The organism is Thioclava electrotropha (assembly GCF_002085925.2).
Lineage (GTDB): Bacteria > Pseudomonadota > Alphaproteobacteria > Rhodobacterales > Rhodobacteraceae > Thioclava > Thioclava electrotropha.
Window position 1 is genome coordinate 1,171,647 of record NZ_CP053562.1, and the last position, 24,026, is coordinate 1,195,672.

The following is a 24,026-nucleotide window of genomic DNA, read 5'->3' on the forward strand; positions in this document are numbered from 1 at the left end:
GCTCGAGAGGGGATCCGGTATGAAAAATGAGATGTTGAGCGTGGCCGAGGCCGCCGCGCGGATCGAGGCGGGCGACGTCATGGTCGTGGCAGGGGACGAGGCGCTTCTTGCGCAGCTCCCGCGCGGCAAATGGATCGGCGGCACCACCGTTTACTTCGTCACCGAAGAGGGCGGGGCGGTGGTGCGCGACAAGCTGTTCTGCACCCGTTTCGAGCGGGCGACGGGCGCAGCGCCGCGTTGGCTCGAGGTGGGCGAACTGCCGAAGATTTCCGAAGGCTACGCCGAAAATGGCTTCACCATGATCATGATCCCCGCCTTCTCGGTGGCGCATTCCGACTTCGCGGTGGAGGGGCAAGGCTATCCCGGTCTCTTCGATCAGCCGCTGGCGGGCTGGATCACCGGGGTGCATCTCGATGAGCTGGGCAAACGCGCGCCGAAGGTGTTCGACGGCGCGACGGGGGTGGCGCATGACGAAGGGGCGGTGCTGCTGCATGTCGAGTTGCCCGATGGCGTCGCGGCCGATCTCGACATCCTCAATATCTTCGCCCAAGGCGAGGCCGAGGCGCTGACCTTCACCTTCCCGAAGGCGGGGTTCGAAGCCGAGGTGGCGACGGTCGAGGGGCAGGAGGTCAATCTCGCCCGCTACATCGGCGAGCACGAGATCGACACGCGCCTGCCGCTGGTCGCAAATTACGCAGGCACGCTCGTCAATGTCTCGATCCAGGAGGTCGATGCCCAGGCCGGCAAGGTGAAATTATATGCCCCCGTTGTCGAAGGGGTCGAATACCGTCTGGCGCAGGCGCTGGGCTCCTACGCGCAGGCCTTCGCTGAAGGCGCGGGGGGGAAGGGTGCCAACGAATATTCGTGCAACTGTATCCTGAACTATCTCTACGGCGAGCTGGAAGGACAGCGCACCGGCGGCTTCACCGGCCCCGTCACGTTCGGCGAGATCGCCTATATCCTGCTCAACCAGACCCTTGTGCGCATGGAGTTGCATGAGGGCGATGCCGCCGCCTGACGGGTGGGGCGCAGTCAGTCGTGGCCCTTAGGGGCGTGCCCCTCTCAGAGCGGGATGACATAAGAAAAGCGCGCGCCGGTCGGGCGCGCGCCTGAAACTCTCCGTGCGGGCTAAGGCCGGCACCCATCACGGATCAAACGTTGAGTTGATAGGTGATCGGATGGAAGTGGAAGCCGGTGTCCAGCGCCTCGAGATGGCCGACGCCGGGGAAGGGCATATGGTAGCCGATGAAGGCCAGCTTGTCGGCGGCGACACGGCCCAGAAGCTCCTTGCGGGTCTTCGCGGCCATCTCCTTGTCCATGTCGTATTTCACTTCCCAATCGGGACGCTGAAGCGACCAGACATAGTGGTTGGACGTATCGGCGGCGAGCATCAGCCCCTTGCCACCCGACTCCACCATAAAGGCCATATGACCAGGCGTGTGGCCGAACGCCTCGACCGCCGAGATGCCGGAGACGACCGAATCGCCGCCCTTGAGATAGCTCATCTTCTCGGCCAGCGGACGGACCTTGGCTTCGAACGTGTCGTTGCCCGCATTCGACCAATGGTCGAATTCTTTCTGGCCGGTAATATAGGCGGCATTGGCGAAGGTCTCGCCGCCATCGCCCATCAGCCCGCCGATATGGTCGCCATGCATATGGGTGATCACGACCTGGGTGATGTCCTCGGGCGCGTGTCCGGCTGCGGCAAGCGCCGAGGTGATCCCCTCCGGCGACAGGCCGGTGTCGAAGAGGATTTTCTCCGAGCCGGTCTCGATCAGCGTCGGAGTAAAGAAATTCAACGACTTGTCGGCGGGGATATAGGCGGCTTCCGAGACGGCCGCGAAGTCTTCGGGGCTGGCATTCATGCCGAAGATCGTCTGCGGGTTTTCCAGCTCGCGCGATCCGGCGAGCAGCGTGGTAATCGTCAGATCGCCCATCTGCATCCGGCGATAGCGCGGGATCGCGGGCGGGGCTTCGTTCGAGCTTTGCGCGGCGGCGCCGCTCCCGGTCAGAAGCGCGGGGGCGGCGGGCAGGAAAGCGGCGGTTTTCAGTGCTGCACGGCGGGTCATGAAGGTCCTGGTCATCGGGTCTCTCCCTCTCGATGGTTGGTCTTCGCAGGTCGAAGTCTAGCGCATCGCGCCGCTTCCACAGAGTCGTGAACGTTGCGTGAGCCGCTTCGGTTCACTCCCACCAGCGATCGATCGACGAAATATCCGCGTCGGACCATCCAAGGTGATGCGCCAATTCATGCACGAAAATATGGGTGACGAGGGTTCCGAGGGGCTCGTTTCCGCGCGAGACCCACTCGTCGAGGATCGGGCGGCGGAAGAGCCAGATCACATCCGTGTGGCCGCCGGGGTCCATCACGGATTTCTCGGTCAGCGGGATGCCGTCATAGAGCCCGGTCAGATCGAAAGGGTCCTCGATGCCCAGATCGGCGAGCATCGCCTCGGAGGCGAAGTCTTCCACCCGGATCGCGACACCTTGCGCGGCGCGGGCGAATTCCGGCGGAAGCGCCGCGCGTGCGGCCTCGGCCAGAGCCTCGATTTCCTCGATGCCCGGCGCCGTGACCTCCGTCCAGTCGTAACCTTCGCTCATCGTCCCCTCCAAGCCGCTCTGCACGCGCCGCATGGCCCCTCATATGGACAAACGGGCCGCCTTGTGAAAGAGCAGGCGCCAACAGGAGTTTGCCCAGATGACCACCGTTACCCGTTTCGCCCCGTCGCCCACCGGCTATATCCATGTCGGCAACCTGCGCACCGCGCTGATGAACTACCTGATCGCCCGCAAGACCGGCGGTCAATTCATCCTGCGCCTCGACGATACCGATCAGGAGCGCTCGAAGCAGGAATATATCGACGCGCTGAAGCAGGACCTTGAATGGCTCGGCATCGAATGGGACCGCGAAGAGCGCCAGTCGCTGCGTCTGGACCGCTATGCCGAGGTGGCCGAGCAGCTGAAGGCTGACGGTAAGCTTTATGAATGTTTCGAGAGCCCCACCGAGCTGGACCTCAAGCGCAAGAAGCAGCTGAACATGGGCAAGCCGCCGGTCTATGACCGCGCGTCCATGCATCTGTCGGATGCCGAAAAAGACGCGATGCGCGCGGAAGGTAAGGAAGGTTACTGGCGCTTTAAGCTGGAACTCGAACGGATCGAGTGGAAAGACGGCATCCTCGGCGATCTGTCGATCGACGCGGCCTCCGTGTCCGATCCGGTGCTGATCAAGGCCTCGGGCCAGGTGCTTTATACCTTCGCCTCACCGGTCGACGACGCGGATATGGGCATCACCCATATTGTGCGCGGCGGCGATCACGTCACCAACACCGCGACGCAGATCCAGATCATCGAGGCGATCGGCGGCAAAGTGCCCAGCTTCGCGCACCATTCACTGCTGACCGGCCCGCAGGGCGAGGAACTGTCGAAGCGCCTTGGCGCGCTTTCGATCCGCGATCTGCGTGCCGAAGGCATCGCCCCCGAGGCGCTGCTGTCGATGATGGCGCGTCTTGGTTCGAGCCAGCCGATCGAGCTGAAGATGTCGATCGATGAACTGGCCGACGGGTTCGAGCTGAGCCACTTCGGCTCGGCGCCGACGAAATTCGACCCGGCGGACCTGATCCCGCTGACCCGTGCGCGCAACCAGCACCTGCCGTTCGAGGCCGTGGCGGATCGTATCGCGGAACTCGGCATCCCCGAGGATCAGCGCGAGCGTTTCTGGAAAGTCGCTTCGCAGAATATCGACAAGCTCGACGATCTGAAGGGCTGGGCCGAGCTGTGTCTGAACGGCGCGGAACCGTCGATCGACGAGGAAGATCGCGACTTCATCGCGCAGGCCATGACGATGCTGCCCGCGCCGCCCTATTCCGACACCACGTGGAAGGACTGGACCTCGGAAGTGAAGGACGCGACCGGGCGCAAGGGCAAGGGGCTGTTCATGCCGCTGCGCAAAGCCGTCACCGGCATGGCGCACGGGCCCGATATGGGCGAGCTGATGCCGCTTCTGCACAAGGTTCCGGCGCGCGGCTGACGGCTCCGCCGCAGGCTTGCACAACCAATTCCAAAGGCGCGAGGGGAGAACCCCTCGCGCTTTTTGTTTGTGCAATTCGCGACCTCGTGAGGTCGTTTTCGGCGGTAAAGCGGCGGTTTTGGCGATTGGGGCTTGTCAGTCGCGCGGGGCCTCAGGTAATCGGGAGAAGTCGGATACGGGAGAATCCGGGGGAAACCTCGGTGCCGAAGGAGCAACCGCCCCGGTAAACTCTCAGGCAAAAGGACCGTGCCCGACGAAGGACTCTGGAGAGTGATGCTGCGTGCAATCGCGGCATCCGCCGAAGGGATAACGATCTCAGGCGTCTGCATCGCAGGCACGGACAGAGGGGGCATCGGGCGAGCCGGAAGGCTCATGAATCGATGCCGGATCATCCGGCTGAAGGGGAGGCCGCGATGAGCGAGTTGAAACGCACACCGCTATACGATCTGCATGTTGAGCTGGGCGCCAAGATGGTGCCTTTCGCGGGCTACGAGATGCCCGTGCAATACCCGCTGGGCGTGATGAAGGAGCACCTGCACACCCGCGCCAAGGCCGGGCTGTTCGATGTCAGCCACATGGGGCAGGTGATCGTGCCGGGCGAAGACGCTGCCGAGGCGTTTGAGGCGCTGGTGCCGGTGAGCCTGATGGGCCTGAAAGAGGGTCGCCAGCGCTATGCGATGTTCACAGATGAGAATGGCGGCATTCTCGATGACCTGATGGTGGCGAACCGTGGCGATCATCTGTTCGTCGTGGTGAACGCGGCCTGCAAGGAAGACGACATCGCCCATATGCGGGCGCATCTGGAATCGGTCGAGGAACTCACCGACCGCGCGCTGCTGGCGCTGCAAGGGCCTGCCGCAGAGGGCGTGCTTGAGGCTCTGGTGCCCGGCACCGCCAAGATGCGCTTCATGGATGTGGGCGTCTATAACTGGAACGGGGCGGAGCTTTGGATTTCGCGCTCGGGCTATACCGGCGAGGATGGCTACGAGATTTCCGTGCCCGCAGATCGCGCGGTGGAATTCGCCCGCAAACTGCTCGCCGATGAGGCGGTGGAGCCGATCGGTCTGGGCGCGCGCGACAGCCTGCGGCTCGAAGCGGGGCTTTGCCTCTACGGCCACGATATCGACACCACCACGACCCCGGTCGAAGGCAACATCGCCTGGGCGATCCAGAAGGTGCGCCGCAAGGGTGGGGAGCGCGAAGGCGGCTTCCCCGGCGCGGATCGCATCCTGAGCGAACTGGAAAACGGCCCGAGCCGCCTGCGCCTCGGCCTGCGCCCCGAAGGCCGCGCGCCGATGCGCGAAGGCGTCGAGATTTTCGCCGAGGCCGAGGGTGGCGATCCGATCGGGCGCGTGACCTCGGGCGGCTTTGGCCCCTCGATCGAAGCGCCTATGGCGATGGCCTACCTGCCCGCGGGCACCGAGGAAGGCACCACCGTCTATGGCGAGGTGCGCGGCAAGCGTCTGCCCGCCAAGGTCGTGCCGATGCCCTTCCGCCCTGCAACCTACAAACGCTGAATAACCAATCGGGAGACGTTACATGAAATTCACCGAAGACCACGAATGGCTCAAAACTGAAGGCGACGTTGTGATCGTCGGCATCACCGAGCACGCTTCCGAGCAATTGGGCGATGTCGTTTTCGTCGAGCTGCCCGATGTGGGCGACACGGTCGAGAAGGGCGACGAGATCTGCGTGATCGAGTCGGTCAAGGCCGCCTCCGACATCCTCGCGCCGCTGGGTGGCGAGATCGTCGCGATCAACGAGGACCTGGCCGACAATCCGGGCCTCGTGAACGAAGACCCGCTGGGCAAGGCGTGGTTCTTCAAGATGAAACTCACCGACGCCTCCGCGCTCGACGGCTTCATGGACGAGGCCGCTTACAAAGACTTCATCGGGTAATATCCATGACCTTCACCCCCACGACTTACGACAGTTACGATTTCGCCAATCGCCGCCATATCGGGCCTTCACCGGCCGAGATGGAGGAGATGCTCAAAGCCGTGGGGGCGCCGGACCTCGACGCGCTGATCGCCGAGACGGTGCCGAAAAGCATCCGTCAGGCCGAGCCGCTGGGCTGGGCGCCGCTGACCGAATATGGCCTCCTGCAGAAGATGGAAGGCGTCGCGAAGAAGAACCGCGTGATGACCAGCCTGATCGGGCAGGGCTATTACGGCACCGTCACGCCGCCCGCGATCCAGCGCAATATCCTCGAAAACCCGGCTTGGTACACGGCCTACACGCCCTATCAGCCCGAGATCGCGCAGGGGCGTCTTGAGGCGCTTCTGAACTTCCAGACGATGGTGTCGGACCTGACCGGGCTGCCGGTCGCCAATGCGTCGCTGCTGGACGAGGCGACGGCGGCGGCGGAAGCCATGGCGATGGCGCAGCGCGTGTCGAAATCGAAGGCCACCGCCTTCTTTGTCGACGAGAACTGCCACCCGCAGACCATCGGCGTGATCCAGACCCGGGCCGAGCCGCTCGGGATCGAAGTGATCGTGGGCGCGCCCGAGACGCTGGAGGCCGAGAAGGTCTTCGGCGCGATCTTCCAATATCCGGGCACCTATGGCCATGTCCGCGACTTCACTGCCGAATGCGAAGCGCTTCATGCCGCGAAGGCCGTGGCCGTGGTCGCGACCGATCTTCTGGCACTGTGCCTGCTCAAAGAGCCGGGCGCGATGGGCGCCGATATCGCGGTCGGCTCGGCGCAACGCTTCGGCGTGCCGATGGGTTATGGCGGCCCGCATGCGGCCTTCATGTCCTCCACCGACAAGATGAAGCGCGCGATGCCCGGGCGGATCGTCGGCGTGTCGATCGACAGCCACGGCAATCGCGCCTACCGGCTGAGCCTGCAGACCCGCGAGCAACATATCCGCCGCGAGAAGGCGACCTCGAATGTCTGCACCGCGCAGGCGCTTCTGGCCGTGATGGCGAGTTTCTATGCGGTCTTCCACGGCCCCGTCGGTCTGCGTGCGATCTCGGAACGCGTGCACCTTCTGACCGTGCAGCTGGCCGATGCGTTGAAAGCGGCAGGCGCCTTGGTGGAGCCCGCGAATTTCTACGACACGATCACCGTCGAGGTGGGCGTGGGCCAGCAGGGCATCCTCGCTGCTGCGCGCCATCGCGGGATCAACCTGCGCAAGGTGGGCCGCGACCGGGTCGGGATTTCGCTCGACGAGACCAGCGATCCGGGCGTCGTGGCCAAGGTGCTCGACGCGTTCGGGATCACTGAACCCGCGCCCGAGGCCACGCAACCGGCGGTGCCGGATGCGCTTCTGCGCGAGAGCGACTACCTCACCCATCCGGTCTTCCACATGAACCGCGCCGAATCCGAGATGATGCGCTACATGCGTCGTCTCTCGGATCGCGACCTCGCGCTCGACCGCGCGATGATTCCGCTCGGCTCGTGCACGATGAAGCTCAACGCAGCCGCCGAGATGATGCCGCTGACCTGGCCGGAATTCGGCTCGCTGCACCCGTTCGTGCCGCTCGATCAGGCGCAGGGCTATGCGGAGATGATCGACGATCTGACCGCGAAGCTTTGCGAGATCACCGGCTATGACGCGTTCTCGATGCAGCCCAATTCGGGCGCGCAGGGGGAATATGCGGGGCTTCTGACAATCGCCGCTTATCACCGCGCCAATGGCGACGATCAGCGCGACGTCTGCCTGATCCCGATGTCGGCGCATGGCACGAACCCGGCCTCGGCGCATATGGCGGGGATGAAGGTCGTCGTCGTGAATTCCGCGCCCAATGGCGATGTGGATCTGGAAGATTTCGAGGCGAAAGCGGCAGAGGCGGGCGACAAGCTCGCGGCCTGCATGATCACCTATCCCTCGACCCACGGCGTGTTCGAGGAGACCGTGAAGCGCATCTGCGACATCACGCACGAATATGGCGGTCAGGTCTATCTCGACGGCGCCAACCTCAACGCGCTGGTGGGGCTGGTGAAGCCGGGCGAGATCGGCTCGGATGTGAGCCACCTCAACCTGCACAAGACCTTCGCGATCCCGCATGGCGGCGGTGGTCCCGGCATGGGGCCGATCGGGGTGAAATCGCACCTCGCGCCCTTCCTTCCGGGCCACCCGGAGACGGGCGGCGAAGAGGGGCCGGTGAGTGCCGCGCCCTACGGCTCGGCCTCGATCTTGCTGATCTCCTGGGCCTATATCCTGATGATGGGCGGGCCGGGCCTGACGCAGGCGACCCGCGTCGCGATCCTCGCTGCCAACTACATCGCCGCGAAGCTGAAAGAGGGCTACCCGATCCTCTTCATGGGCAACCGTGGACGTGTCGCGCATGAATGCATCATCGACACGCGGCCCTTCGCGGAGGTGGGCGTGACGGTGGACGACATTGCCAAGCGCCTGATGGATAACGGCTTCCACGCGCCGACGATGAGCTGGCCGGTCGCCGGCACGCTGATGGTCGAGCCCACGGAATCCGAGACCAAGGCCGAGATCGACCGCTTCATCACCGCGATGCTGTCGATCCGCGACGAGATCCGCGAGATCGAGGCGGGCGAGATCACCCCCGAGGACAGCCCGCTGCGCCATGCGCCGCATACGGTCGAAGACCTCGTGGCCGATTGGGACCGGAAATACACCCGCGAACAGGGCTGTTTCCCGGCAGGCGCCTTCCGTGTCGACAAATACTGGCCGCCCGTGGGCCGGGTCGACAACGTCTTCGGCGACCGCAACCTGATCTGCACCTGTCCGCCGGTCGAGAGCTACGCCGACGCGGCAGAGTAACCGCCAGCCAGAATGACGAAAGGCCGGAGCATCGCGCTCCGGCCTTTCTCTTCTTCTCGATAAAAATATCCAGACGCGCCGGTTACTTCACCGGGTTGCGGTAGATCACGCGGCGCAGCGAGCCGGTTTTCGAGCGCATCAGCATCGTCTCGGATTCGATATAGGTCGGCTCGCGCTTCACGCCCTTCACGATGGACCCGTTGGTCACACCGGTCGCGGCGAAGATCACGTCCGAACGCACCATCTCGTCGCGCGTATAGACCTTGTCGAGATCGGTGATCCCGGCCTTCTTCGCACGGCCACGCTCGTCGTCGTTGCGGAACAGCAGCTTGCCCCACATCTGACCGCCCATGCATTTCAGCGCCGAGGCCGCCAGCACGCCCTCCGGCGCGCCGCCCGAGCCCATATACATGTCGATGCCGGTGAAATCGGGCTCGGCACAGTGAATGACGCCCGCCACGTCGCCATCGGTGATCAGGCGGATCTTCGCACCGGTCTCGCGGACCTCGGCGATCATGTCCTCATGGCGCGGACGATCGAGGATGCAGACCGCGATGTCCTTGGTCTCGACGCCCTGGGCCTTGGCCAGCGCCTGAACGCGCTCGGTCGGGGTCATGTCGAGCGAGACCACGTCCTTCTCGTAGCCCGGGCCGATGGCCAGCTTGTCCATGTAGACGTCGGGCGCGTGCAGCATCGTGCCGCGCGGCGCCATCGCGATCACGGTCAGCGCGTTGGGCATGTCCTTCGCGGTCAGCGTGGTGCCTTCCAGCGGGTCGAGCGCGATGTCCACCTCGGGGCCGACGCCCTGACCGACTTCCTCGCCGATATACAGCATCGGCGCCTCGTCGCGCTCGCCTTCCCCGATGACCACGGTGCCGCGGATTTCCAGCTTGTTGAGCTGATCGCGCATCGCGTTCACCGCCGCCTGGTCGGCAGCTTTCTCGTCGCCGCGACCGATCAGGTCGGCGGAGGCATGAGCAGCCGCTTCCGACACGCGGGCGAGGCCCAGCGAAAGCATGCGGTCGTTGAAATCACTCGGAGGGGTCATTTGGGTCTTCCTGTCTGCCTAGGCGTTGTGGGCCGGGCATAGGTAAAGCCTGTGGGGCCGCGAAGGGCAACCCCGTGAACGCTAACAGGAGAGGCCAGCCGCTATTGCGGTGAAAAATGGCACGCAATGCAGAGCTTGTTGCCATCCGGGTCGCGAAAATAGGCGCCGTAATAATCCGCGTGATAGTGCGGGCGCAGCCCCGGCGGACCCTCATCGGTGCCGCCCAGTTCCAGCGCGAGGGCGTGCACCGCATCGACCGTCGTGCGGTCGGGCGCATCGAACCCGACCATCGGTCCGTTGCCGGGGGCGGGGGCGTTGCCGTTGAAGGGGCGGGTGATAAAGAAGATCGGGCGGCTGCCATCCTCGGCGGTCCAGCCTGCCCACTGTTTTGCAGGCTCGGAAAAGCGCAGCGCCAGACCGAGCCGCTCCATCAGCGGGGCGTAGAATGTCAGCGCCCGGTCGAGATCGGAGATGCCCAGCGAGACATGGCTCAGCATCCCCATCCGCTCAGACCTCTTCGATGCGGATCGCGATCGGCTCGCCCTCGACTACGCGGGTCGCGGGCAGGGCGTCGATCGCGGCGTCGACTGCGTCGCGCGTCGTCTTGTGGGTGACGATCAGCACCGGGGCCGAGGTGTCGGCATGGCCGTATTGGCGCATCCGGCTGATCGAGACGCCCGCCTCGCCCAGAACGGTCGCGACCTTCGCCAGCGCGCCGGGTTTGTCCGACAGTTGCAGGCGCAGGTAATAGGGCGCCGGGATCGCGGTGACGGCCGGGGTCGGGGCCTCGAGCTTGTCCGCGGGCTGGCCGAAGACCGGCAGCCGCAGACCGCGTGCGAGGTCCATCACGTCGCCCATCACGGCGCTCGCGGTCGGGCCTTCGCCCGCACCCGCGCCGCGCAGCACGATCTGGCCGACCGAGTCGCCTTCCAGCACCGTCATGTTGGTGCCGCCGGTCAGCTGACCCAGCGGCGAGGTGGCGGGCACGAGGCAAGGCGTCATCCGCTGCTCCAGCCCGCGGCCGGTCATCTGCGCGACGCCCAGAAGCTTGATCTTGTAGCCCATATCGCCCGCGCGGCGGATATCGTCGATCGAGATGCGCCCGATCCCTTCCAGCGTCACGTCGTCGAAAGCAACCTGCGTGCCGAAAGCGATGGCGGCGAGGATGGCGAGCTTGTGGCCCGCGTCGATCCCGCCCACGTCGAGGTTCGGATCAGCCTCGAGATAGCCAAGCGCGCGCGCCTCCTCGAAGACCGTGTCATAGGGCAGGCCCGCATCTTCCATCCGCGTCAGGATGTAGTTGCAGGTGCCATTCATCACGCCCATCACGCGGCGGATGCCGTTGCCGGCAAGCCCTTCGGTCAGCGTCTTGATGACCGGGATGCCGCCCGCGACGGCAGCTTCATAGCGGATCGTGCGTCCGAGGCTTTCGGCGAGTTCCGCGAGCGCCTGGCCGTGATGCGCGAGCAGCGCCTTGTTCGCGGTCACCACGTCCTTGCCCGCTTTCAGCGCCGCTTCGGTCGCGTCTTTCGCGGGGCCTTCATGGCCGCCCATCAGCTCGACGAAGACGTCGATGTCGTCGCGCTTGGCGAGCGTCACCGCATCGTCTTCCCATGCATAGCTCGACAGGTCCGCATCGCGGTTCTTCGTGCGGTCGCGGGCCGAGACGGCGGTGATTTCGACCGGACGGCCCGCGCGGGCCGCCAGCAGATCGGCATGGCGTTGCACGATCTTCACCACACCGATGCCCACGGTGCCGAGACCCGCGATGCCAAGACGCAAGGGTGCGGTATCTGAGACGGCGGACATAGGGACCTCATGAGAGAAACTGGTGGTTTGCGCCCTGTTAGCGGGAAAGCGCAGGCAGGGCAACGCAGCGCGCGGCTTCAACCGCTCTGTAACGAGATTTTATTGGCTGCGCATCGTGTCTGCGCGGGCGCGCAACGCATCGGCGCGCGCCTCCAGCTCGGGGGCCGGATCGGGGGTGAGGGGCTGATCGGTCAGGATCTCATCCATCGGCAGCAGCGTCGGATAGCCCTCCATCGACTGTTTCGAACAGGCGGCGAGCGAGGCCAGCAAGGCAAACAGGGCGATCAGGGCAGGGGCGCGCATGGTTTCTCCTCTCGGGACAGGGGCAAACTATTGCGCCCACGGCCCCATTGCCAGTGCCGATTGCGCCGCAAATCCGGTTTGATAATGAACGCCCGTTCAGTTAGCGTCGGTATCATGGCACGCAAGACTGGCTCCCATTCCGAGATTACCGGCCCGAAGATCCGCGCCGAGGCGCAAAGGCTCTTTGCGCGGCACGGGTTTGCCGCCGTCTCGATGCGCCAGATCGCAGGCGCGGTGGGGGTGCAGGCGGGGGCGCTCTACCTCTATACGCCCGACAAAGAGGCGCTGCTGTTCGACCTGCTGAAGACCCATATGGACGAGCTGATCGCCGCGTGGCACGCCGAGCCCGGCGGGGGCGATGCCCATGCGCGGCTGGAGCGTTTCGTGCGCTTCCACATCCGCTTCAACCTCGAGCGGGCGGAGGCAGTGTTCCTCAGCTATATGGAGCTGCGCAACCTCAGCCCGGAGAATTTCGCGGTGATCGAGGGGCTGCGCAAGACCTACGAGACCGAGCTGGAAGCGATCCTGAAGGCGGGGCAGGACGAGGGCGTGTTCCTGATCCCCGACACCAAGCTCGCGACCATGGCGATCATCGCGATGCTGACCGGGGTGAATACATGGTTCCGCGAAGGTGGTCGTCTGAGCCGCGCCACCGTGGCCGATATCTACTGGGATATGGTGCGCAAATCGGTGGGTGCCTGAGCTAAGGAAAAGGGCGACCGAAGCCGCCCTGTACCTCTGTGATGAATTGCTTAACGCGACTTAGCCGGGCTGAGCCTCCTGCGGCGGCGGCTCCAGAACCGGTGCTGTGGGCGCTTTCGGCCGATCGAATTGCAGGCTGTGAATGCCGCCGAAGCCTTCCCAGCCGCCCTGGAAGAACAGATCGCCGCCGACGGTCCAATGTTCGCCCATCAGGCCGCCCGTGCCGAACCAGCCGCGGCTGCCATAGCCCATGCCCAGTTCCGCCATGGCGTTGTCTTGACCCGCGACCCCCGTCAGCTTGATCTTGCCCTGCACCGGCCCCGGACCGATGCCGAGATGCAATGACAGCTTCGCCCCGTTGATGTCGCCATCCGGGTCGAGGTCGTAATTCATCGCGCCGAACACCCCTTCAAGGCCGCTCGCGCCCGGGCCGAAGGTCCAGTTCAGACCCACGAAGCCCTTGGTATCATTCGCCATGGCCGCGCTTGCGAGGCAAGCGGTCACCGCGGCAATCGTCATCATGCGTTTCATGGCACCCTCCACACTTGGTGTTAACGCTGGGTTAACCCTCACGTGTAAATTCACATGGCGCAATGATTTGTGTCACTTGCGGTGGATTTCCTCAGCGCTGTGTCAGGCGCGCAGCGCGGCCAGCGCCTCGGTCAGATCGAGCGCCCCGTCATAGATCGCCCGCCCCGAGATCGCGCCCGCGATCACGCCCGTGTCGCGCAGGGCAATCAGGTCGGGCAAGGACGACACGCCACCGCTCGCGATGACCGGGATTTCGACCGCGCGGGCCAGTGCCTCGGTCGCGGCGATATTGGGCCCGCCCATTGCGCCATCGCGCATGATATCGGTGTAGATGATCGCGGCGACGCCCGCGTCCTCGAAGGACTTCGCCAGATCGGTGACCATCACATCGGTCTCTTCCGCCCACCCCTTGGTCGCCACTTTGCCGTTACGCGCGTCGATCCCGACAGCCACCTGACCGGGGAAGGCTTTCGCCGCCTCGCGCACCAGATCGGGGTTCTCGACCGCGACGGTGCCGAGGATGACCCGCGCCAGCCCTTTATCCAGCCACCGCTCGATCGTCGCCATGTCGCGGATGCCGCCGCCCAGCTGCGCGGGGACCTTGATGCGCGACAGGATCGCCTCGACGGCGGCGGCGTTCACCGGCTCGCCCGCAAAGGCACCGTTGAGGTCCACCAGATGCACCCATTCGCAGCCCGCCGCCTCGAACTTGGCCGCCTGCGCCGCAGGGTCGTCACCGAAGACCGTGGCCTTGTCCATCTCGCCATGCAGCAGACGCACGCATTGGCCATCCTTGAGGTCGATTGCGGGGTAGAGGATCATCTGTGGGCACTCCTGAACTGTCGCGATGCCTCTTGCCACGGGTTCGCGGATTTTCCAAGCCTGACGCGGACGTCACGTCAGTCTTGCCGGGAATCGCTCTTGCATGGCCTGATGCGGCCAGCAGGCAAAAGGGAGGAGATTTGCCATGAAGACTTTGATGATCGCCGCAGCGACCCTGGCACTGGGCGCAGGCGCGGCGCTTGCCGACCCGATCGAGGGCACCTGGAAAACGCAGCCCGATGACGGCGCCTATGCCTATGTGGACATCGCACCCTGCGGCTCGAAGTTCTGCGGGACAATCGTTCGGACCTTCAAGGGCGGCAGCGAGTACAAGTCGGAGAACCTCGGCAAGCAGCTCGTGATCGGGATGGAGCCGAAGGGCAACAACAAATACCAAGGCAAGGTCTGGCGCCCGTCCAACAACAAGATCTACCTCGGCAAGGTCACCGTGAACGGCAACGCGATGGCGCTGGCCGGTTGCGTAGCGGGCGGTCTGTTCTGCAAGTCGCAGGACTGGCAGCGCGTGAAGTGATGCTTTTCCCGGCCCCTGCGAGGACGCAGTGGGCCGGGATTTCTCGCCGGACTTACTCCGGGATCAGATCGGCATAGGCGAACCCGTCGCGCATCACCGTCTCGCCCACCCGCACCGGGATCGGCGCGTCGAAGATCGGGCCCGCGCTGACGGCGGTATGAAACTCGCCATTCTCGCCGCAGGGATCGACGCCTTCGGGCAGATCGGCCAGCAGGCTTTCATCGAACCGCCGCCCCGCGAAGCTGGGATCGAGCTTGCTCGGGTCCACCGTCACCAGATGCGTGACGAACCCCGCCGCGATCATCTCGCGCGCCAGCTGATCCGTAGGCCGCTGCCAGAGCGGGAAGAGCGCCTCGACGCTGAGCGGCTTCAGCTTCTCGATCCGGTAATCGCGCACGTCTTCGAGGAAGAGATCGCCGAAGACCATCGTCTCGACGCCAAGCGCCTTCACCCGGTCCATCGCGCCCGCCATCCGCGTCTCGTAATCCGCGTTCGAGCAGGGCCAGGGCAGCGGCACCTCGATCAGCGGCAGGCCCGCGGCCTTCGCCTGACGGCGCAGCAGCTCATTGCGCGTGCCGTGCATCGCCACGCGGTCGAAAGCCTCGTTGGTCGTCGACAGAAGTGCAACGACATCCGCGTGAACTTCGGTCCGGCAGGCATGCAGCGCCATCGCGCAATCCTTACCCGAGGACCACGAGAGAACCGCCTTGGGCGCCATCAGGGTTTCCAGCCGAGGAAATTCGCGATCAGCCGCAGACCGGTCGCCTGAGATTTCTCCGGGTGGAACTGGGTGCCGACGATATTGTCGCGGCCCACGATCGCGGTGATCTCGGCGCCATATTCGGCATAGGCCAGACGGTGCTGCGGCTCGGCCACCTTGAAGTGGTAGCTATGCACGAAGTAGGCGTGATCGCCGGTCGAAATCCCGTCAAGCACGGCGTGATCGTTGTCGATCACCAGATCGTTCCAGCCCATATGCGGGACCTTCATCGACGGATCGGCAGGTTCGATCTTCACCACCTCGCCGGGAATCCAGCCGAAACCCTCGGTCTCGCGGAACTCGAGCCCGCGCGTCGCCAACATCTGCATGCCGATGCAGATGCCGAGGAAGGGGCGGCCTTTCACGGTCACCGCCTCCTCGATCGCCTGCGCCAGCCCCTCGAAGCGATACAGTGCCGCGCTGCAGGACGGAAACGCCCCGTCGCCCGGCAGCACGATCCGGTCGGCGCGCGCGACGACGTCCGGCTCCGAGGTCACGACGATCGTGCCGTGACCGGTCTCGTTCGCCATGCGCTGAAACGCCTTCTCGGCCGAGTGCAGGTTGCCCGAATCGTAATCGACCAGTGCGGTGAGCATCAAAGCGCCCCTTTGGTCGAGGGCAGCACGCCGCCCATGCGCGGATCGGTCTCGACCGCCATGCGCAGCGCGCGGGCGACCGATTTGAACGCGGCTTCGGCAATGTGGTGGCTGTTGAAGCCATGCACGCGGTCGATATGCAGCGTGATCCCGCCATGGGTGGCGAGCGCCTGGAAGAACTCGCGCACCAGTTCGGTGTCGAACGTGCCGATCTTCGGGGAGGGCATGTCGCAATTCCACACGAAGAAGGGGCGCGCGGACAGGTCCAGCGCGCAAGAGACCTGCGTGTCATCCATCGCCAGCGCGAAATGGCCATAGCGGCGGATGCCGCGCTTGTCGCCGAGCGCCTGCACCAGCGCCTGACCCAGCGCGATCCCGGTATCCTCGACCGTGTGGTGATCGTCGATATGCAGGTCGCCCTTCGCGCGCACGGTCATGTCGATCAGCGAATGCCGCGCGAGCTGGTCGAGCATGTGGTCGAAGAAGCCCACGCCCGTCTTGTTATCGAATTGACCGGTGCCATCGAGATTGATCTCGACGTTGATCTCGGTCTCGGCGGTCTTGCGGCTGATCGTGGCTTTGCGCATTGGGCGCCTCCTTGAAACTCACCGCCTTATAGGCCGGGGCAGGGGGCGCGCTCAAGCGGGGGCATGTCGATTGACGGGCAGTGGGGCGGAAAAACAAAAGCCTCCCCGAAGGGAGGCTTTTTTGTATTGGAGCGGGCGAGGCGATTCGAACGCCCGACCCTAACCTTGGCAAGGTTATGCTCTACCCCTGAGCTACGCCCGCATCCTTGGGTATTTGACCGAACTGGAGCGGGCGAGGCGATTCGAACGCCCGACCCTAACCTTGGCAAGGTTATGCTCTACCCCTGAGCTACGCCCGCGCCGGTTCGGTGGAGGCGGATTTAGGGGATAGCGGCGTAGGCTGCAAGAGGAAATTTTGCGCGAAGGGGAAAATTCCTGCCTGACGTTTCGGCAGGTGGCGTAAAGCCGCGTTGCAAGCACCTGGTGAGGCGAGAGGAGAGCGAGCCGGCGAGCTTCGGACGCGCCAAGCGAGGGGGCTCTGCCCCCGCTGGCTGCGCCAGCCCCCCGGGATATTTGACCCAAGCCGAAAACGAAAAATGCCCGACTCGATCCGCAGAAGGGCGGGCGAGCCGGGCACGTTCGTCTTGGGCGGTCATCGGCGTCCCCGCCTGTTCCGCGATTCCTTGATAGCCGGAGCGTAGTTAATGTTCCGTTGCGCCCGTTCGGCTTGGTGGAAATATCCCGGGGGGGCGCGCGGAACGCGAGCGGGGGCAGCGCCCCCTCCGTCCCTCGGGTCAGCTCAGCGCCCGCCAGCCGATATCGCGGCGACAGAAGCCTTCGGGCCAGTCGATCGCGTCGACCATTGCGTAAGCCCGGTCGCGCGCTTCCTGCAGGCTCTCGCCGCGCGCGGTGACGTTGAGCACGCGCCCGCCCGTCGCGACGACATGTCCGTCTTTCTCGGAGGTACCCGCGTGGAAGACCATGCGCGAGCCGTCTTCGGGCAGCGCGTCGAGCCCGCCGATCACCGAGCCTTTTTCATAGGCGCCGGGATAGCCCTGCGCGGCCATGACCACCGTCATCGCATGATCGGGCGCCCACTGCGCCTGCACCTCGCCCAGACGCCCTTCCGCGCAGGCCAGCAGCAGGTCGAGTGCCTGCGCGCCGAGCCGCAGCATCAGCACCTGACATTCGGGATCGCCGAAGCGCACGTTATATTCCACGAGCCGCGGCTGGCCATCCTTGATCATCAACCCGGCATAGAGCACGCCCTGGAACGGGGTGCCGCGCTTCGCCATCTCGGCCACGGTGGGGCGGACGATCTCGTCCATCGCCTTCGCCTCGATCTTGGGGCTCAGGATCGGGGCGGGGGAATAGGCCCCCATGCCGCCGGTGTTCGGGCCGGTATCGCCTTCGCCGACGCGCTTGTGATCCTGCGCGCCGCCCACGGCCAGCACGTTCTCGCCATCGCAGAGCACGAAGAGCGAGGCTTCCTCGCCCTCCATGAATTCCTCGATCACGACTTCCGCGCCCGCGCTTCCGAACGCGCCGCCGAAAATCTCGTCGATACCGTTGAACGCCTCATCGAGCGTCATCGCGACGATCACGCCCTTACCGGCGGCCAGACCGTCGGCCTTCACTACGATCGGCGCGCCTTGTTCGCGGACATAGCCCTTCGCGCCTTCCGCGCTGGTGAAGCGGGCATAGGCAGCGGTGGGTGCGTTGCAGGCGTCGCAAATCTCTTTCGTGAAGGCTTTCGAGGCTTCCAGCTTCGCGGCCTCCGCCGAGGGGCCGAAGGTCAGGATGTTCTGCGCGCGCAGCGCATCGGCCACGCCCGCAGCCAGCGGCGCTTCCGGCCCGATCACCACGAAATCGACCGCGTTGGCTTCGCAGAGTTCCAGCACCGCCGCCGCATCGTTCGGATCGATCGCCGCGCAATCGGCGATCTGCGCGATCCCGGCATTGCCCGGGGCCACGATCAGCCGGTCGCATTTCGGATTTTGCTTGATCGCCCAAGCCAGCGCATGTTCGCGCCCGCCGCCGCCCAGAACCAGAATGTTCATCGCTCGCCCCCTTGGCCTTCGCTTTCCCGCCTTCTAAGCTGCGCGAAACCCTGAGGCAAGGCGCCCCGGACCCACGCTCAAGCAGGCAGGCATATGGACCTTCTCGACGACGAAAACGGCTCGAACGCGCATGACTACACGGTCTCCGAGATTTCGGGGGCGGTGAAGCGGGTAATCGAGGGGGAATTCGGCCGCGTCCGGGTGCGCGGCGAAGTCGGCCGTGTGTCGATGCCGCGCTCGGGCCATATGTATTTCGACCTCAAGGACGACCGTTCGGTGATCGCCGCCGTCAGCTGGAAGGGGCAGGTGGCAAAGATGCAGGTCCGCCCCGAGGAGGGGATGGAGGTCATCGCCACGGGCCGGATGACGACCTTCGCGGGCCAGTCGAAATACCAGCTGATCGTCGACAATGTCGAACCGGCGGGCGCGGGCGCGCTGATGGCGATGCTGGAGGCGCGGCGCAAGGCGCTGGCCGCCGAGGGGCTGTTCGACGCGGGCCGCAAGAAGCCCATTCCGTGGTTGCCGCAGGTGATCGGCGTGGTGACCTCGCCCTCGGGCGCGGTGATCCGCGACATCCTGCACAGGCTCGCCGACCGCTTCCCGCGCCATGTGCTGATCTGGCCGGTGGCGGTGCAGGGGCAGGCCTGTGCGCCGGAAGTGGCGCGTGCAGTGCGGGGCTTCAATGCGCTGGCGCCGGGCGGGGAGATCCCGCGCCCCGATCTGATCATCGTCGCGCGCGGCGGCGGCTCTATCGAGGACCTCTGGGGCTTCAACGAAGAAGCCGTGGTGCGCGCCGTGGCCGAAAGCGACATCCCGGTGATTTCGGCGGTGGGCCACGAAACCGATACGACGCTGGTCGATCACGCCGCCGACCGGCGTGCCCCTACGCCCACGGCGGCGGCGGAAATGGCGGTGCCGGTGCGCGCCGAACTGGCCGCTTGGCTGTCGGAGGCACAGACGCGGATGATGCGGGCGGCGCGCGGGCGGCTCGATCAGCGCGGCCAGCGGCTGCGCGATCTGGCGCGTGGGCTGGGCCGTCCCGAGGCGCTAACGCAACCGGCGCGGCAAAGCTTCGACCTCTGGGCCGAGCGGCTGGGCCCTGCGCTGCGCACGCTGGTCCTGCGCAAGAATACCCGTTTCGCGCCGCTGGCTGCGCAAATTTCGCCGAACCTGCTGCGGCGCTTCATCCGGGATCGCTCGCGCGAGATCGACGGGCTGTCGGCGAGGCTGGCCCCTGCGCCTGCGGCGCGGATGCGGCGCGCGACGCAGGATCACACGCAGCTTGCGCGGCGGCTGGATGCGGCGCGGGTGCGGATGATCGGCGATGCGCAAAGGCGCAACCGCGACGGCGCTGAGCGGCTGGCGGGGCTGGAAACCCGGCTCGACCGCTCCTTGCCCGCGCGGCTCGAGGCGCAGCGCGAACGGCTCGAGCGGCTCGACCGGACGCGCCAGACGCTGGGCTATACCGAGACGCTCAAGCGCGGCTATGCGGTGGTGCGCGGGCCCGACGGCGTGGTGACCTCGCAGGGGGTGGCCGAAAAGCAGCCCGGTCTCGAGATCGAGTTCGCCGATGGCAAGCTCGCGGTGATCCCGGGCGGGGGCGGCAGTGCGACTGCGCCGAAGCCGAAGAAGAAAAAGCCCGATCCGGGCCCGTCTCAGGGCAGTCTGTTCTGAGACTTAGACGCCCACATCCGGGCCCTGACAGACCAGCGGGTCCTGGCTTTCCGACAGGCTCACCAGCGGTTCCTGCGAGGGATCGCCCTTGAACTGTGCGAGCAGCCCCTGCGCCGTGTCGTAGAAGGTCCAGCATTGCAGCGGCGCGTATTCGCCGTAATCGAAGCAGATATACTGCCCGTCCTGATACCAGTCGCCTTCCTTGCACTCGCTTTCGGTGAAGGCCCAGATCACCTTGTGGCCGGGCTTGTATTGCTCGGAGCCGTAGGGCTGGCCGAAGACCGAATAGGTGATTGTGCGCCCGACGGTGCGCTGATCGAATTGCTCCGCATTGAGCGGCGGGCCGAGCGGATCGGCGGCACGCGCAAGCGTCGGCATCAGAGCCAAGGCCGCAAGGGATAAAGTCAGGATCGGGTTCGGGCGCATGGGGGAGGCTCCGGCAAGGTCTTTCACCCAACCTGCCAGATCGCGACCCGCTTGCCTAGCGCGCGCTCGCCCCTTCGGTGCCGACTGGCTGCGCTTTGCCCAAGGCCTTCACGCGCTTGTCCATGACCCGACGCCACAGCGGCGGGAACAGCGCCAGCGCCGCCATCGCGGGCAGGCTGCGCGGCAACACGGGCCGCCGCGGCTCGGTCAGATCGCCAAGTCGCAAGGCCGGGTATTCCCGCGCCGGATGCGCGTGGTGATCCGAATGGCGCGGCGCGTTGAGCATCCACAGCGAGGTAATCGGCGCGGGCGCATCCCAGCTGTGATGCGCATCGACCGGATCGAAACTGCCGTCGCCACGGCGTTTCCGAGATAGGCCGTAATGCTGGACGTAATCGGCGAGCAGGATCTGCACCTGCGCATAGGCGCAGAGCATCAGGTAAGCCACCACGCCCTCGGCCCCGAAGAGTATCCCGAACAGCACCGCGAACCACAGCCCGCCCAGCAGATAGGACGGGTAGGGGCCTAGCCGCGCGATCCTTGCCTTGATCCGCGCGCTCAGCGGCGCTTTCGGGTCGATCGCAGGCAGACGGGCAAAGCGGTTGCGCTCCATCTCGTAGCCGCCGATGAAGCTGCCGACCCAGGCCCGCGGCGCAAACGACCAGAACCCCTCGCCAAGCTGCGCGGAATTCGGATCGTCCGGCGTCGCGACGAAGCGGTGGTGGACGAGCCGATGCGCCGAGGTGTGATGCCCGAAAAGCAGCGAGATATAGACCCATTTCCCCAGCAGAAACAGTCGTTTGTCCGAGCGATGGATCAGCTCATGCGCGTTGGAATTCGACACCTGTCCGAAGAACAGCCCGAAGGCCAGCCAGACCGCGATCCAGCTCGGCCCCTCCAGCAGCGTATGCCCCGACATCGCCGCCACGCCGAGCACGAGCAGCACGAAATGCACCACCGCCAGCGTCGTCGACAGCGCATCCGCTGCCGGGAATTCGGAGCCTTCCGGGGCATCGGGAGAGGGATGCTTCAGCGCCTCATCCAGGATGAACATGCACAGCCCGATCCAGACCAGCGCCGCCCAGGCCGCGATCCCGCCTAAGACGCCCGCCACCAACAGAAGCGGTACCGGCAGAAGCGTCACGACCGCGAAACTGTCGACCCCGGGGATCTCGCGCGACCGCCGCAGCAGATTTGCAAACGCACCGCTCAGGCGGCGCTTGCGTGAAGGGTCTTTGCCTTGGGTCACGTGCTGCGGGTCCGCTTCGCTCACTCTCATTAGTGCAATGGTTTTGCGCTATTCTTTCGCCAATTTCGACCCTTTTATGACCCCGCTTGCGGCGGCCGGGCTTTTCTGCGCGAGATGTGGCCATGATGTCCGCAGCCCCGATCAGTCTCTTCATCGCCGCCGTCTTCGCGCTGATCTACCTCGCGCGTCATGCAGGCGCTGAGGAAAGTGGCGCGAAAACCCTTGTGAAGACCGCCTCCGTCGTGGCGCTGATTCCGATGGCGGCGGCCATGGGCGCGCCACTTGCGATCCTTGCGGGGCTCGCGCTCGGGGCGGCGGGCGATTTCGCCCTGTCGCGTCCCGGACAGCGGGCCTTCCTGATCGGCATGGCGGCCTTCGCGGCGGGGCATCTGGCCTATCTTCTGGGGTTCCTCGACATCGGCGCGCGGCCCTCCGCATGGACCATCCCGCTTATCGCCCTGGGACTGTCGGCGGAGTTCTGGCTGCTGCCGCGCACGGGCGGGCTGTGCTGGCCGGTGCGCAGCTACATCTGGATCATCGTGGCGATGGCGGCGGTGGCGATGGGCCTGCCCGCGGGCTATCTGATGGTGATCGTGGGCAGCCTCGCTTTCGTCCTCTCCGACCTGATCCTCGCGCTGGAGATGTTCGTGCTGCGCGACGCAGGCCGCAAACAGCTGGCGGCGCGCGCGCTCTGGGTGCTCTACTGGGGCGGTCAGGCCTTGATCGGCTGGGGCGCGGGATCGGGTTTTGCCGGGGGATAAGCCTTCCATCCGGGCCTGCGATGAACTAGGTGGAGCGTAAGGAAAGGCCTGATCCATGTCGTTTTTCAAAAAGCTCAAATCGCGTCTGACGCGTTCCTCCTCGAAGCTCGAGCAGGGCCTCGAGGATATCGTCGCCGAGAATGCGGCCAGTGAAGACGAGGTCGCGGAGACGCCGGAACCCTTCGCGCCCGCGATGCCCGCAGAGACCTCCCCCGAGGCCGCGCCGCAGACCCGCGCCGAACCCGCTCCGGAACCGGAGCCCGAGGCAGAGCCGGAACCCGAACCCGAGCCGCCGCACAGCGAGACGATCAACCTCCCCGATCCGACCCCGCCCGCACCCGGCTACGTGCCCGCGCCGGTGACCGAACCGGTCGAGGAAGAGCACGCGCAGATCGCCAAGGCGCCGCTCGACGTCGAGCCCGCGCCCGAACGTCCCAGCCCCGAGCCGAAGAAGCCCGGCCTTCTGGGCCGCATCTTCGGTGGCGGCGAGGCGAAAGTGGCCGAGCCGCGCCGCGTCCTCGATGACGAGATGTTAGAGAGCCTCGAGGAATTGCTGATCGCCTCCGACATGGGCGTCGACACCGCGCTGCGCGTCTCGGCGAACCTCGCCGAGGGGCGAATGGGCCGCAAACTCTCGGTCTCCGAGATCAAGGGGCTGCTGGCCCAAGAGGTCGCCCGGATCATGGAGCCGGTCGCGAAACCGCTGCCGCTTTACCCCAAGAAGCCGCAGGTCGTGCTGGTGGTCGGCGTCAACGGCTCGGGCAAGACCACGACGATCGGCAAGCTCGCCTCGCAATTCCGCGCCGCCGGCAAGCGGGTGGTGATCGCCGCGGGCGACACGTTCCGTGCGGCCGCTGTCGAGCAATTGCAGGTCTGGGGCGATCGCGCCGGCGTGCCGGTGCTGACAGCGCCCGAAGGCTCGGACCCGGCCTCGCTCGCCTATGATGCAATGAAGAAGGCCGAGGCCGAAGGCGCGGACCTTCTGATGATCGACACGGCAGGTCGCTTGCAGAACCGCGCCGATCTGATGGAGGAGCTGGCCAAAATCGTCCGCGTGATCCGCAAGGTCGACGAGACCGCGCCGCATAACACGCTTCTCGTGCTCGACGCGACGACGGGGCAGAACGCGCTGCAGCAGGTCGATGTCTTCCGCAAGATCTCGAACGTGTCGGGGCTGGTGATGACCAAGCTCGACGGCACCGCGAAAGGCGGCGTTCTGGTCGCGCTGGCCGACAAGTTCGGCCTGCCGATCCACGCGATCGGGGTGGGCGAACAGCTCGACGATCTGGCGCCCTTCGATCCGGAAGAATTCGCGCAGGCCCTCGTCGGTCTCGAAGACTGACACCGCGGAGGGGGGGCGCCGCCCCCCGCGCTTGCGCGCGCCCCCGGGGATATTTGTGCAAGAGCGAAGAGAGGGATGCGCCTTTCCTCTTCCCCTTGGTCGAAATATCCCGGGG

At 65.6% G+C, this 24,026-nt stretch carries 24 protein-coding genes, 2 tRNA genes and 1 riboswitch; of the genes, 10 read left to right on the forward strand and 16 right to left on the reverse strand.

The window, feature by feature from the left end; translation table 11 throughout:
- Nucleotides 1-19: 19 nt before the first annotated feature.
- Nucleotides 20-1,018: a DUF6976 family protein gene (locus AKL02_RS05805; protein WP_083079168.1), complete on the forward strand. Its 999-nt coding sequence runs from the start codon at nucleotides 20-22 to the stop codon at nucleotides 1,016-1,018.
- A 133-nt stretch (nucleotides 1,019-1,151) separates the two neighbouring features.
- Here AKL02_RS05805 and AKL02_RS05810 read toward each other — a convergent pair whose 3' ends face one another.
- Together AKL02_RS05810 and AKL02_RS05815 are read right to left on the reverse strand one after the other, a co-directional pair.
- The gene (locus AKL02_RS05810) at nucleotides 1,152-2,084 is read right to left on the reverse strand and encodes an MBL fold metallo-hydrolase (RefSeq protein ID WP_083079167.1); all 933 of its coding nucleotides are present in this window, start codon (nucleotides 2,082-2,084) and stop codon (nucleotides 1,152-1,154) included.
- A gap of 97 nt (nucleotides 2,085-2,181) precedes the next feature.
- Entirely contained in the window at nucleotides 2,182-2,598 is a 417-nt protein-coding gene (locus AKL02_RS05815; RefSeq protein ID WP_083079242.1) for a metallopeptidase family protein, read from the reverse strand.
- A gap of 97 nt (nucleotides 2,599-2,695) precedes the next feature.
- Between AKL02_RS05815 and gltX the strand changes: the two genes are divergently transcribed.
- The 4 genes from gltX (at nucleotide 2,696) to gcvP (ending at nucleotide 8,769) form a co-directional block, all read left to right on the forward strand.
- The gene (gltX, locus tag AKL02_RS05820) at nucleotides 2,696-4,024 is read left to right on the forward strand and encodes a glutamate--tRNA ligase (RefSeq protein ID WP_083079166.1); all 1,329 of its coding nucleotides are present in this window, start codon (nucleotides 2,696-2,698) and stop codon (nucleotides 4,022-4,024) included.
- A gap of 166 nt (nucleotides 4,025-4,190) precedes the next feature.
- A riboswitch (glycine riboswitch) is annotated at nucleotides 4,191-4,281 on the forward strand.
- 156 nt (nucleotides 4,282-4,437) lie between these two features.
- Nucleotides 4,438-5,541, forward strand: coding sequence for a glycine cleavage system aminomethyltransferase GcvT (gene gcvT, locus AKL02_RS05825; RefSeq protein WP_083079241.1), 1,104 nt, complete (start codon nucleotides 4,438-4,440; stop codon nucleotides 5,539-5,541).
- A 22-nt stretch (nucleotides 5,542-5,563) separates the two neighbouring features.
- Nucleotides 5,564-5,923 carry a glycine cleavage system protein GcvH gene (gene gcvH, locus AKL02_RS05830; RefSeq protein WP_083079165.1) on the forward strand — a complete coding sequence of 120 codons (360 nt, stop codon included), beginning with the start codon at nucleotides 5,564-5,566 and terminating at the stop codon, nucleotides 5,921-5,923.
- Nucleotides 5,924-5,928: 5 nt separating this feature from the next.
- On the forward strand, nucleotides 5,929-8,769 hold the full coding sequence (gcvP, locus tag AKL02_RS05835) for an aminomethyl-transferring glycine dehydrogenase (protein WP_083079164.1): 2,841 nt from the start codon (nucleotides 5,929-5,931) through the stop codon (nucleotides 8,767-8,769).
- Nucleotides 8,770-8,851: 82 nt separating this feature from the next.
- On the opposite strand, the gene glpX is transcribed toward gcvP, so the two are convergent.
- The 4 genes from glpX to AKL02_RS05855 form a co-directional block, all read right to left on the reverse strand.
- A complete protein-coding gene (gene glpX, locus AKL02_RS05840) occupies nucleotides 8,852-9,817 on the reverse strand; it encodes a class II fructose-bisphosphatase (RefSeq protein WP_078519667.1) in 966 nt (321 codons plus the stop codon).
- A 101-nt stretch (nucleotides 9,818-9,918) separates the two neighbouring features.
- The gene (locus AKL02_RS05845) at nucleotides 9,919-10,320 is read right to left on the reverse strand and encodes a VOC family protein (RefSeq protein ID WP_198453268.1); all 402 of its coding nucleotides are present in this window, start codon (nucleotides 10,318-10,320) and stop codon (nucleotides 9,919-9,921) included.
- A 4-nt stretch (nucleotides 10,321-10,324) separates the two neighbouring features.
- The gene (locus tag AKL02_RS05850; RefSeq protein WP_083079163.1) at nucleotides 10,325-11,626 is read right to left on the reverse strand and encodes a homoserine dehydrogenase; all 1,302 of its coding nucleotides are present in this window, start codon (nucleotides 11,624-11,626) and stop codon (nucleotides 10,325-10,327) included.
- Nucleotides 11,627-11,725: 99 nt separating this feature from the next.
- On the reverse strand, nucleotides 11,726-11,929 hold the full coding sequence (locus AKL02_RS05855) for a hypothetical protein (RefSeq protein WP_083079162.1): 204 nt from the start codon (nucleotides 11,927-11,929) through the stop codon (nucleotides 11,726-11,728).
- A gap of 114 nt (nucleotides 11,930-12,043) precedes the next feature.
- On the opposite strand from AKL02_RS05855, the gene AKL02_RS05860 reads away from it, so the two are divergent.
- Nucleotides 12,044-12,631 carry a TetR/AcrR family transcriptional regulator gene (locus AKL02_RS05860; RefSeq protein ID WP_078539730.1) on the forward strand — a complete coding sequence of 196 codons (588 nt, stop codon included), beginning with the start codon at nucleotides 12,044-12,046 and terminating at the stop codon, nucleotides 12,629-12,631.
- 60 nt (nucleotides 12,632-12,691) lie between these two features.
- On the opposite strand, the gene AKL02_RS05865 is transcribed toward AKL02_RS05860, so the two are convergent.
- Nucleotides 12,692-13,162: a hypothetical protein gene (locus AKL02_RS05865; protein ID WP_083079161.1), complete on the reverse strand. Its 471-nt coding sequence runs from the start codon at nucleotides 13,160-13,162 to the stop codon at nucleotides 12,692-12,694.
- A 102-nt stretch (nucleotides 13,163-13,264) separates the two neighbouring features.
- Nucleotides 13,265-13,984 (reverse strand): 1-(5-phosphoribosyl)-5-[(5-phosphoribosylamino)methylideneamino]imidazole-4-carboxamide isomerase, encoded by a 720-nt coding sequence (hisA, locus tag AKL02_RS05870; protein WP_075776131.1) that lies wholly within the window; start codon nucleotides 13,982-13,984, stop codon nucleotides 13,265-13,267.
- A gap of 145 nt (nucleotides 13,985-14,129) precedes the next feature.
- Here hisA and AKL02_RS05875 point away from each other — a divergent pair, with 145 nt between their 5' ends.
- A complete protein-coding gene (locus AKL02_RS05875) occupies nucleotides 14,130-14,516 on the forward strand; it encodes a DUF2147 domain-containing protein (protein ID WP_078519662.1) in 387 nt (128 codons plus the stop codon).
- 52 nt (nucleotides 14,517-14,568) lie between these two features.
- Here the strand turns inward: AKL02_RS05875 and AKL02_RS05880 are convergent, their stop codons facing one another.
- The 6 genes from AKL02_RS05880 to purD form a co-directional block, all read right to left on the reverse strand.
- On the reverse strand, nucleotides 14,569-15,234 hold the full coding sequence (locus tag AKL02_RS05880) for a Dph6-related ATP pyrophosphatase (protein ID WP_083079160.1): 666 nt from the start codon (nucleotides 15,232-15,234) through the stop codon (nucleotides 14,569-14,571).
- Nucleotides 15,234-15,872: an imidazole glycerol phosphate synthase subunit HisH gene (gene hisH / locus AKL02_RS05885; RefSeq protein ID WP_083079159.1), complete on the reverse strand. Its 639-nt coding sequence runs from the start codon at nucleotides 15,870-15,872 to the stop codon at nucleotides 15,234-15,236. The genes AKL02_RS05880 and hisH overlap by 1 nt, the downstream gene beginning before the upstream one ends.
- Nucleotides 15,872-16,459, reverse strand: coding sequence for an imidazoleglycerol-phosphate dehydratase HisB (gene hisB, locus AKL02_RS05890; protein ID WP_083079158.1), 588 nt, complete (start codon nucleotides 16,457-16,459; stop codon nucleotides 15,872-15,874). The genes hisH and hisB overlap by 1 nt, the downstream gene beginning before the upstream one ends.
- Nucleotides 16,460-16,586: 127 nt before the next feature.
- Nucleotides 16,587-16,661 (reverse strand) — tRNA-Gly (locus AKL02_RS05895).
- 22 nt (nucleotides 16,662-16,683) lie between these two features.
- A tRNA-Gly gene (locus AKL02_RS05900) sits at nucleotides 16,684-16,758 on the reverse strand.
- A gap of 435 nt (nucleotides 16,759-17,193) precedes the next feature.
- Nucleotides 17,194-18,459: a phosphoribosylamine--glycine ligase gene (gene purD / locus AKL02_RS05905; RefSeq protein WP_083079157.1), complete on the reverse strand. Its 1,266-nt coding sequence runs from the start codon at nucleotides 18,457-18,459 to the stop codon at nucleotides 17,194-17,196.
- Nucleotides 18,460-18,552: 93 nt separating this feature from the next.
- Between purD and xseA the strand changes: the two genes are divergently transcribed.
- On the forward strand, nucleotides 18,553-20,133 hold the full coding sequence (gene xseA, locus AKL02_RS05910) for an exodeoxyribonuclease VII large subunit (protein ID WP_083079156.1): 1,581 nt from the start codon (nucleotides 18,553-18,555) through the stop codon (nucleotides 20,131-20,133).
- Between the two features lie 3 nt (nucleotides 20,134-20,136).
- Here the strand turns inward: xseA and AKL02_RS05915 are convergent, their stop codons facing one another.
- Entirely contained in the window at nucleotides 20,137-20,559 is a 423-nt protein-coding gene (locus tag AKL02_RS05915) for a hypothetical protein (protein WP_083079155.1), read from the reverse strand.
- A 55-nt stretch (nucleotides 20,560-20,614) separates the two neighbouring features.
- Entirely contained in the window at nucleotides 20,615-21,808 is a 1,194-nt protein-coding gene (locus tag AKL02_RS05920; protein ID WP_232621725.1) for an alkane 1-monooxygenase, read from the reverse strand.
- Between the two features lie 122 nt (nucleotides 21,809-21,930).
- Here AKL02_RS05920 and AKL02_RS05925 point away from each other — a divergent pair, with 122 nt between their 5' ends.
- Together AKL02_RS05925 and ftsY are read left to right on the forward strand one after the other, a co-directional pair.
- Entirely contained in the window at nucleotides 21,931-22,569 is a 639-nt protein-coding gene (locus AKL02_RS05925) for a lysoplasmalogenase family protein (protein WP_083079153.1), read from the forward strand.
- Nucleotides 22,570-22,624: 55 nt separating this feature from the next.
- Nucleotides 22,625-23,911 (forward strand): signal recognition particle-docking protein FtsY, encoded by a 1,287-nt coding sequence (ftsY, locus tag AKL02_RS05930; protein WP_083079152.1) that lies wholly within the window; start codon nucleotides 22,625-22,627, stop codon nucleotides 23,909-23,911.
- Nucleotides 23,912-24,026: the final 115 nt, after the last annotated feature.